This window comes from Bacillus sp. Root131 (genome assembly GCF_001429475.1).
Taxonomy (GTDB): Bacteria; Bacillota; Bacilli; order Bacillales; family Bacillaceae_G; genus Bacillus_A; species Bacillus_A thuringiensis_S.
The window spans coordinates 1-2,627 of sequence record NZ_LMJQ01000008.1; the positions used below are offsets into that span (position 1 = coordinate 1).

Sequence of the window (2,627 nt, forward strand, 5' to 3'; positions counted from 1 at the left end):
GCATATGAAGCGACCGCGTATATGTTAGAAACAATGGTATGTCACGCACGTAATGCCTTCTGGCAACTGTCAGACGTGCAAGAAGCAACTGGATATACCAAATAGAATGAGAGGAGCGACTAGCTCCTCTTTTTTAAACTTCACGGAGGTATAGATCATGGGCGTGTGTGAACGACGTGGATTTCAACGAACAGTTTTAAATGACATCTATCATGTGGAAGAACAGCTACAATCCTATGATCCTCACTTGTATCTTATGTGGAATCCTAAAAATGGGGAACATGTCATTATGGATGGACTATTAGATATGTCGATTATGAAAATTCCACAAATCGGATTTGANCCACTTGTATCTTATGTGGAATCCTAAAAATGGGGAACATGTCATTATGGATGGACTATTAGATATGTCGATTATGAAAATTCCACAAATCGGATTTGAACAATTGGACGCAAGAATTGTAGACCACATCAAGAGAATCCATACAGTGAATGGGTTCTCCGCTGTTCAAACTGTGGAAGATACAGAGAAAAAGAGACAACAAGAAGAAGAGAGAAAACTGAATGATCTAGCGGAAGATTATGCGAGAGAATCAAAAGAAGCCTTTTGGAATGCGCATGCATATGGTCGTGTGGATGGCGTACAGAAATATGTACAGGGTGTAAATGTGGGAGGGAATGGAAATGAACCTGCAAGAGCTAATCCTACAAGTGAACCGGGATGTTGATGACATTTTTGAAAATGGAGATATTCAACATTGGCTCAATCGTGCATTAGATGATATCACCCCGATTGCAAGGGTAGAAAAGAAAGCCACTTTAACATATCCATACACATTACCAAATGACGTACAAGATATGGAACGAGTGATGCAAATGAACAAAGTATTTACGCGCATACCTGTAGGAGAACAAAATCAGCAAGGGTATTGGGTGTGGGGAAATGAATTGATGCTACAAGGTGGGAGTCAACAACCTATTGAAGTCTATTATTATAAAAAGTTAAGTCATCTAAAAGGAATGGAAGATGTACCTGAAATTGATAGTCCCTATCACGATTTATTAATTTTATACGCTGTTGGACAACTACAGTTTATGGATGGAGATTATGCGGATAGNCTCCCAATATAGCCTAATGCGAAACCTCGCGTAGAAATTCGATCCATTCATCTAAAAGGAATGGAAGATGTACCTGAAATTGATAGTCCCTATCACGATTTATTAATTTTATACGCTGTTGGACAACTACAGTTTATGGATGGAGATTATGCGGATAGACCAGATCGTATGCAGCGATATGAACAACGTAGACAACAATATGCTGTCTTTCGTGAGAAACGGAAAGTAAAGAGGTCCGGTGTACGAATCAAGACCGTCCACGAGTATAGTGATGCTGCTCCTACCTTCCTTGCGGATTGAAAGGGAGTGATGAGGATTGAAGGATACTGCTGAATTTAAAGATTTTTCAATGGGATTGAATGATACGGTTTATTCAAATTTAATTACGGATAAAGAACTCAGTAAAGTAGAAAATGCAGTGATTGGTGTGGGGGAAATTCGGAAACGAACAGGTTATAAGCAAGTTGCTTATGTAGGAGAGAAAATAACAGGCGCCTATACATTTCTCAAGTCAGATGGTACAAATGAGTTATTGATGATGGGTGACCGTCTGAGGAGATGGAATGGGAAATTCTTTGTTGATATCCCAGGTCCGCCCTCTACTGGTGACAGAGCGAATTTTATCACGATGAAAGACCGAAAAGGAAACCGTGTTGTTTTAGTTGCCAATNGTTGATATCCCAGGTCCGCCCTCTACTGGTGACAGAGCGAATTTTATCACGATGAAAGACCGAAAAGGAAACCGTGTTGTTTTAGTTGCCAATAATATCTCTCTAAAAGTGTATGCTGAAAATCAGTTATCCTCTGTCACAGCATATGTACCTACTGCGGATGAACAAAGAAACCCAGGATTGAATGATATAGGTTCTTTATTTAACTGTAAATACATGGCTTTCTTTGGCGGACGGTTATTTGTTGTGGGTCATGACATAAAGAATCGCGTTTCATTCTCCCACATCGATCCAAAACTTGGATACGCTGTATATGATTATTTTCCCGCCATTAATTTTTTTGATGTGGCAAGTAATGAGAATGATGAAATCGTAGGGCTGGTAACGTTTCGGAATAGTTTAATTATCTTCTGCAGGTATTCCATATGGGCTTTATATGGAAAAACAACATATGATTATGAATTAGTAAAGATCAATACACCAACGGGCTGTATGGCACCTGAGAGTATTAAAGTAGTTGGAAATCAAATTTTTTATTTGAGTGATACACATGTATATGGATTATTTGCGAATGATTTTAATATGGTAAGTGCACAAATTATAACCAAGCAAATAGAATCGACAATGCGTGCAATCCCACTTACAGAAAAAAGTAAAGCTGTTGCGGGTTATTTTGAAGGGAAGTACTATCTATCTTTTCCAAATGGAAAAACACTTGTCTATGATGAACTGCTGGCGTGTTGGACTGTTTATTCGAATATCAAAGCGGATGTATTCGTAAACTATGATGGGAATTTTTATTTTGGAAGCAATAAAAATGCGTATGTCTTTCATCCT

At 38.5% G+C, this 2,627-nt stretch carries 1 protein-coding gene and 4 pseudogenes; all 5 read left to right on the top strand.

Annotation, left to right across the window (positions count from 1 at the left end; translation table 11 throughout):
* Positions 1-157: 157 nt before the first annotated feature.
* Positions 158-244, top strand: a pseudogene (locus tag ASE54_RS37620) (2,3-dihydroxybenzoate--AMP ligase); the annotation flags it as partial.
* A 99-nt stretch (positions 245-343) separates the two neighbouring features.
* Positions 344-728, top strand: a pseudogene (locus ASE54_RS37625) (2,3-dihydroxybenzoate--AMP ligase); the annotation flags it as partial.
* Positions 685-1,118, top strand: a 434-nt coding sequence (locus ASE54_RS37630; RefSeq protein ID WP_157449595.1) for a hypothetical protein, incomplete at its 3' end; no start/stop codon positions are given. The pseudogene ASE54_RS37625 and the gene ASE54_RS37630, both read left to right, overlap by 44 nt.
* A gap of 49 nt (positions 1,119-1,167) precedes the next feature.
* Positions 1,168-1,419: pseudogene (locus tag ASE54_RS34865) on the top strand (hypothetical protein); the annotation flags it as partial.
* A 16-nt stretch (positions 1,420-1,435) separates the two neighbouring features.
* Positions 1,436-1,789, top strand: a pseudogene (locus ASE54_RS37155) (hypothetical protein); the annotation flags it as partial.
* Positions 1,790-2,627: the final 838 nt, after the last annotated feature.